Annotated in this window: 5 protein-coding genes and 2 pseudogenes; all 7 read left to right on the forward strand. The window is 66.4% G+C overall.

The features are described from left to right. A pseudogene (locus tag EOA32_RS31190) lies at positions 1-634 on the forward strand (dual specificity protein phosphatase family protein); the annotation flags it as partial. Next, complete coding sequence (locus tag EOA32_RS31195; RefSeq protein ID WP_128373765.1) at positions 631-1074, forward strand: hypothetical protein; 444 nt, start codon at positions 631-633, stop codon at positions 1072-1074. The pseudogene EOA32_RS31190 and the gene EOA32_RS31195, both read left to right, overlap by 4 nt. Continuing rightward, positions 1071-1730, forward strand: a complete 660-nt coding sequence (locus EOA32_RS31200) for a lysophospholipid acyltransferase family protein (protein WP_095778363.1) — start codon at positions 1071-1073, stop codon at positions 1728-1730. The genes EOA32_RS31195 and EOA32_RS31200 overlap by 4 nt, the downstream gene beginning before the upstream one ends. Further along, positions 1730-2665: a phosphatidate cytidylyltransferase gene (locus EOA32_RS31205; RefSeq protein WP_128373766.1), complete on the forward strand. Its 936-nt coding sequence runs from the start codon at positions 1730-1732 to the stop codon at positions 2663-2665. Before EOA32_RS31200 ends, EOA32_RS31205 begins: the two co-directional genes overlap by 1 nt. A gap of 217 nt (positions 2666-2882) precedes the next feature. Then, entirely contained in the window at positions 2883-4019 is a 1137-nt protein-coding gene (locus tag EOA32_RS31210; protein ID WP_245499442.1) for an efflux RND transporter periplasmic adaptor subunit, read from the forward strand. Positions 4020-4021: 2 nt separating this feature from the next. Continuing rightward, positions 4022-5601: pseudogene (locus tag EOA32_RS40670) on the forward strand (FAD-dependent monooxygenase). A gap of 118 nt (positions 5602-5719) precedes the next feature. Beyond that, on the forward strand, positions 5720-6529 hold an 810-nt coding region (locus EOA32_RS31220; RefSeq protein WP_145971406.1), incomplete at its 3' end, for an efflux RND transporter permease subunit.

The following is a 6529-nucleotide window of genomic DNA, read 5'->3' on the forward strand; positions in this document are numbered from 1 at the left end:
ATACTACGCGCTGGGCGCCGCTCTGGCGCTAACGGGCGCTGCGGCCGGCGCCTTCTTCTCCGCCCTCGCCTTGTTGCTTCTATGGCCTTCGCTGGCGCTGGCCATCGTCGCCTTCGCCTATGCCGGGGCCGGCGCGAAAGTGTTCCAGAAGACCGCGGATGGCCGTGTGTCGCTGGCGAGCCGCATCCTGCTTTGGCCCTATCGTCTGGGCGCCAGGGTCAATGTCTGGGCATGGACGCGCAAGCTGCCGCCGGTCGTGCCGGTCAGCGACGGCGTCTTCCTTGGGCGGTTCCCGAACGCCGCCGAGGCTGACGGCTTCGGCACGGTGATCGATCTCGCCGCCGAGCTTGAGCGACCGGGCGACGCGCCGGGTCGCTGGCAAAGCTTCGGCATGCTCGATCTGCTGCCGCCGCCGGCGGACACGCTCGACCAAGCGGTGGCGGCGATCGAGCCGGCGCGCCGGCATGGCACGGTGCTGGTCTGCTGCGCGCTCGGCTTCCAGCGCAGTGCCACCGTCATCGCCGGATGGCTCGTCGCGAGCGGCCGCTCGCACACGCCATCCCAGGCACGCAAGCAGCTCGCCGCGTCCGGACGACCGGTGCATCTTCGCATCGGACTGGACGAGCCGGCATGACGGACGAAGCCTACCAGCAGCGGACAGCCGCCTTTGCCGCCATGCTGATCAAGCACGCCGCGTGGCCGGCCGCGATCGTGCTCGTCTGCGACGGCTTCTGGCCTTTGGTCGCCTCGGCGCGCGGCGCGCTCCAGGCGCCGATCGCGGTGCTGGCGCTGCTGGTCGCGGCGGCAAGCGCCGTCGTGGTGCTTGGGTTTTCGGCGCTTCTCGCCTTCGACGCGCTGCTGTTCCGGCTGATGGCGAGCCATGACGATGAGCGTTCGGGATGCGCCGCTGTCGACGACGTGCTGGCGCGCATGCGGCTCAAGCCCGCCTCCTCGTCTCCGCGCCCCCTCGACGACCGCATCGCCGGAACGCGCCGCCTGCTTGCCCGGCAGCGCATCGCCTTCGCGATCTTCGTCATCGCGTTCCTGACAGCCGGATTCTGGATGCCGGGATGAACAAGCTGTCGCTCCGGACCTTCCCCCTGCTGCAGACGGCGACCTCGGTCGGCCTGTCCGCGCTGGCCCGGGCGGTGACCGGCGTGCGTCCGATCTGGAGCGGTTGCCAGCCATCGGACCGGCAGCGCATCTATTTCGCCAACCACACCAGCCATGGCGATTTCATCCTTTTGTCGGCCTGCCTCAGCGAAAGAGAACGCGCCACCACACATGCGGTCGCCGCCGCCGAATATTGGCGAAAGTCGCGGCTGCGCCGCTTCATCGCCGAGGACATGCTGTCCTCCGTGCTGATCAGCCGGCAATGGACGAGGCCGGAAGAGAACCCGATCTCCGTCATGCTTTCCGTCCTCGACCGGGGTCATTCGCTGATCATCTTCCCGGAAGGCACGCGCAACATGAGCGACGAGCTGCTGCCGTTCCGCTCCGGGCTCTACAATCTGTCGATCGCGCGGCCGGAAGTGGAGCTGATCCCGTGCTGGATCGAGAACATGTCGCGCGTGTTGCCCAAGGGCCAGTTCCTGCCGGTGCCGCTGCTTTGCCGCGTCGTTTTCGGCGCGCCGGTGGCGGTGGCGCCGGGCGAGGAACGCCGCGCCTTCCTCGAACGCGCCCGGGCCGAACTTCTGGCGCTCAATCCGCGCCCTGATCGAGACGAATGATGCGCCACGAAATCAGCATCCTGATCATCGGCCTTTTCGTGGTGCTGACCACCGCCAGCGCCACCGCCGCTGTGCTGTCGGCGCGGGCGCCGAAGCCGCTCAGCGCGACGCTCACCAACCTCACCCAGCGCATCAATGCCTGGTGGGTCATGGTGGCGCTGATGACGGTCGCCTTCTTCTTCGGCCGCTACGGCATGACCATCCTGTTCGCGCTGATCTCGTTCGCGGCGCTGCGCGAGTTCGTGACCTTGACGCACAGCCGCCGCAGCGACCATTGGGTTCTGCTCGGCATGTTCGGCATCGTCATTCCGTTCCAATACTGGCTGGTGTGGACGGCCTGGTACGGGCTGTTCGTCATCTTCATCCCGGTCTACTGCTTCCTGCTGATGCCGGCGATCACGGCGCTGCGCGGCGATACCGAGCGCTTCCTGGAGCGCGTGTCGGCGCAGCAATGGGCTATCATGATCGCGGTCTATTGCGTCAGCCACGTCCCTGCTCTGCTGACGCTGAACGTGCCCGGCTTCGAGGGCCGCAACCTGCTGCTCGTGGCCTTCCTGATCATCGTCGTGCAGGGCAGCGACGTGCTGCAGTACATCTTCGGCAAGCTGTTCGGAAAGCACCGCTTCTCGCCAAAGGTCTCGCCGTCGAAGACCTGGGAGGGGCTGGTCGGCGGGCTCGTCGCCTCGAGCCTGCTCGGCGCGCTGCTCGCCTTCATCACGCCCTTCTCGCCATTGCAGGCCTCGGCCGTCGCCTTCGTCGCCTGCACGATGGGGTTCCTCGGCGGGTTGGTCGCTTCCGCCCTCAAGCGCGACCAGGGCGTCAAGGATTGGGGGCATCTGATCGAGGGCCATGGCGGCATGCTCGATCGCACCGACAGCCTGGTCTTCGCCGCGCCGATCTTCTTCCACCTGGTGCGCTATTTCTGGACGGTTTGAGCGTCAGCATCGGCGTCTCCCTGCGCAATTCCAAGGCCGCCTCACCCAAACATCGGAAAATTTTCAGAAACCGTTCGGGATTTCCGGAGCCGGAAGCGCCAAGAAGATCGGGCTGGCGAAAAGACAGGCCGCAAAGCCCGATCTCCCTCTCCAGCCAACTGATTTCCCGGTCGCCGCATCCTCCCAGCGCGGCCGCAACCTTGGTCATGGAGACAACATGATTGCACTTTTTCATAACAGGCCGCTGCGGCGCCGCCTTGTCGCCGGATCGATCGCCGTTCTTGCCTGCGGCGGCGCCATGGTCTGGCACGGCGCCAGAAGCGAGGCCTCGAACGTGAAGCCCGCCGCGGCCGAGACAAAGCTTGTCAAGGCCATCGCGGCCGTCCCGATGCTCAGCGCCGATACCCGCATCGCCATCGGCGAGATCCGGCCGAGGCTAGAAAGCGACCTCGGCTTCCGCGTATCGGGCAAGCTGCTCGAACGCGTCGCCGAGATCGGCTCGACGGTGAAGAAGGGCGAGGTGCTCGCCCGCATCGAAGACCAGGACTATCGCAACCGGCTCGCCAGCGCCGAGGCCGATGTCGCGGCCGCACAGGCCGTGCTTGTCGAGGCAAAAGCCGCGGAGGCCCGCATCGGCGCGCTGCTCGCCAAGGGTTTTACCACCCGCGCCAATTATGACGCGACACTGAAGAATCTGCGTTCGGCGCAGGCCAAGCTCAAGTCGGCGAACATCGCCTTCGACATGGCCAAGGACCAGCTCGGCTATACCGAGCTGCATGCGGAATTCGACGGCATCGTCACCGCCACCGGAGCCGAAGCCGGCCAGTCGGTCAATGTCGGACAGATGGTGGTGCGGGTTGCCGATCCCGAGAGCCGCGACGCCGTGTTCTCGATCGCCGAAGCGGTCTTCGCCAACGCGCCCGATACGAAGCAACCGCCAAAAGTGACTGTCTCGCTGCTCAGCAATCCGGCGATCACCGCGGTCGGCAGCATCCGCGAGATCGCGCCTATGGCCGACGCCGCGACCCGCACCTTCCAGGTAAAGGTCTCGATCGAGAATGCGCCCAACGAGATGCGCTTCGGCGCGAGCGTCGCCGGCCGCGCCGAGATGGGCGGCCCGACGGTCATGGTGCTGCCGGGCAGCGCGCTGTTCGACAAGGGCGGCGAGCCGGCCGTGTGGGTCGTGTCCGCCTCGTCGGCGGTAGAGCTCAAGCCGGTCACGGTTGCCCGCTACGAGACCGACCGTGTCGTGGTCAGCGGCGGGCTCGCCAAAGGCGACCTGGTCGTCACCGCCGGCGTGAACCGGCTGCGGGAACACGAAAAAGTGCGTATCGTTGAAGGAGAGGAAAAATGACCATGTCCAAGACAAAGGTCTTGATTGCCGGCGCCGGTCCGACCGGGCTGACGCTCGCTCTCTGGCTGACCAGGCTCGGCGTCCCGGTCCGCATCTTCGACAAGGCCACCGGTCCGGGTGAAACCTCGCGCGCGCTCGCCGTCCAGGCGCGCACGCTGGAGTTCCATCGCCAGATCGGCATTGTCGAGGACATCCTTGCCGAGGGCATCCGGCTGGAAAGGCTTACGTTGCATACGCCGGCCGGCGTCGCAGCGCGGCTGCCGCTTTCCGATTTTGGCCGCGGCATCAGCCCCTACTCCTTCGCCTTCGCGCTGCCGCAGGATATCCATGAACGCGTGCTGATCACGCATCTGGAACGCGCCGGCGTCGAGGTCGAGCGCGGTACGGAGCTCGTCGCCTTCCAGGACAAGGGTGACGCGGTCATCGCGACTCTTTCGCGGAACGGCAAGACCGAGACCGTCAGCGCAGCCTATCTCGCAGGTTGCGACGGCGCCCGCAGCACGGTGCGCCATGGGCTGAACATCGGTTTTCCGGGCGGTACCTACGAACAGGCCTTCTATGTCGCCGACGTGAAGGGCACGGGCAACGTTACCCGCAATGGCATGGACACGACCATCAGCACCTATGGCTTCGCCATCGTGATGCCGGTCCGGCAGTCGGGCTCGCTGCGCCTCATCGGCATCGTGCCGAAGGGCATGAGGCCGACGAGACGATCAGCTTCGAGGCGATCCGCGCCGATATCGAGCGCGACACCGGCGTCACGGTCGAAGAGGTCAACTGGTTCTCGACCTATCGCGTCCATCATCGCGTCGCCGAGCGCTTCCGCGCCGGCCGCGTGTTCCTCGTCGGCGATGCCGGACACATCCATAGCCCGGCCGGCGGCCAGGGCATGAACACCGGCATGGGCGATGCTGTGAACCTCGCCTGGAAGCTAGGCGCCGTGGTGCAGGGCCGTGCCGATCCGCGCCTCCTCGACAGCTACGAGCCGGAGCGCATCGCCTTTGCCCACAAGCTGATCGAAAGCACCGACAAGGTGTTCCGCTTCATCACCAACCGCTCGCGGCTGGTCGGCCTGTTCCGGCGTTACGTGATGCCGAAGGTCATGAACATCGGGCTCCACACATCGTTCGGGTCGCGCGCATTCTTCGGCGTGATCTCGCAGACGGCGATCGAGTACCGCGCCGGGCCGATCAGCTCGGGCATGGCGGGCAAGGTCAGCGGCGGCGATCGCCTGCCCTATGTCGCCGGCAACGTCATGGGCGCGGGCGGCGACAATTTCGAGCCGCTGCGCTCGCTCGACTGGCAGGTCCATGTCTATGGCGAGGTGAATTGCGATTTCCGGGCGATGCTCGCACCGACAGGAATTGCAGTGCATGCCTTCGCCTGGACAGACGCAGCCGGGAAAGCCGGCCTGCAGCGCGACGCAGCCTATCTGGTGAGGCCGGACGGCCATGTCGCGCTCGCCTCGCCAGTCCAGGAGGCAGCCGCCTTCCAGCGCTATCTCGCGGGCCTCGCCATCAGGCCGAGAACCGCCGAGCGCGCGCCTTACCGTGTGCCGGGCACCATGCACAGCCTGGCCTGAATTGCGACAGTGCCCGCCAAGCGGCGGGCGCTGACCGAACCCAAGCCGTCATTTGTTTTGGCCAGCCGGCAGGCGCCGGCGGAGCGCGCTTGCGCGCGCCCTGAAAAGGAACCACATCATGACCAGCTTCAATCTTTCCGAATGGGCGCTGCGGCACCGCAGCTTCATCGTCTACCTGATGATCGCGGCCGCCCTTGCCGGCCTCTACGCCTATGGCGGCCTCGGCCGCGAGGAGGACCCGCCCTTCACCATCAAGACCATGGTGGTGAAGACGATGTGGCCGGGCGCCAGCACCAGCGACACGGTGGAGCAGATCACCGATCGCATCGAGAAGAAGCTCGAAGAGCTGCCGGACCTCGACTACGTCAAGAGCTACACCAAGCCCGGCGAATCCGTCGTCTTCGTCAACCTCAAGGACACGGTGGCCGCGGACCAGGTGCAGCCGCTCTGGTACCAGGTGCGCAAGAAGCTCGACGACATCAAGCCGACGCTGCCGTCCGGCGTGCAGGGCCCGTTCTACAATGACGAGTTCGGCGACACCTATTCGCTGATCTACGCGCTCACCTCCGACAGCCTCAGCCATCGCGAGTTGAAGGATCTCGGCACCAGCCTGCGCGCCGGGCTGCTGACGGTGAAGGACGTCGCCAAGGTCGACCTCATCGGCCAGCAGGACGAGAAGATCTATCTCGAATTCTCGACGCAGAAGGTGGCGGCGCTCGGCCTCGATGTCGGCACGCTGTCGCAGGCGCTGCAGGCGCAGAACGCGCTGACGCCGAGCGGCACGGTCGATGCCGGCCCCGAGCGCATCGCCATCCGCGTGTCCGGCAGCTTCACCTCCGAGGAAAGCCTCAAGGCCATCAACTTCTACGCCAACGGCCATTACTTCCGGCTGGGCGACGTCGCCGAGGTCAAGCGCGCCTATTCCGAC

Source organism: Mesorhizobium sp. M1A.F.Ca.ET.072.01.1.1 (genome assembly GCF_004023325.1).
Taxonomy (GTDB): Bacteria; Pseudomonadota; Alphaproteobacteria; order Rhizobiales; family Rhizobiaceae; genus Mesorhizobium.

What these genes read in the sequence shown, in the direction of transcription:
- EOA32_RS31195 (WP_128373765.1), top strand. Translation starts at nt 631, where the DNA reads ATGACGGACGAAGCCTACCAGCAGCGGACAGCCGCCTTTGCCGCCATG.
- EOA32_RS31200 (WP_095778363.1), top strand. Translation starts at nt 1,071, where the DNA reads ATGAACAAGCTGTCGCTCCGGACCTTCCCCCTGCTGCAGACGGCGACC.
- EOA32_RS31205 (WP_128373766.1), top strand. Translation starts at nt 1,730, where the DNA reads ATGCGCCACGAAATCAGCATCCTGATCATCGGCCTTTTCGTGGTGCTG.
- EOA32_RS31210 (WP_245499442.1), top strand. Translation starts at nt 2,883, where the DNA reads ATGATTGCACTTTTTCATAACAGGCCGCTGCGGCGCCGCCTTGTCGCC.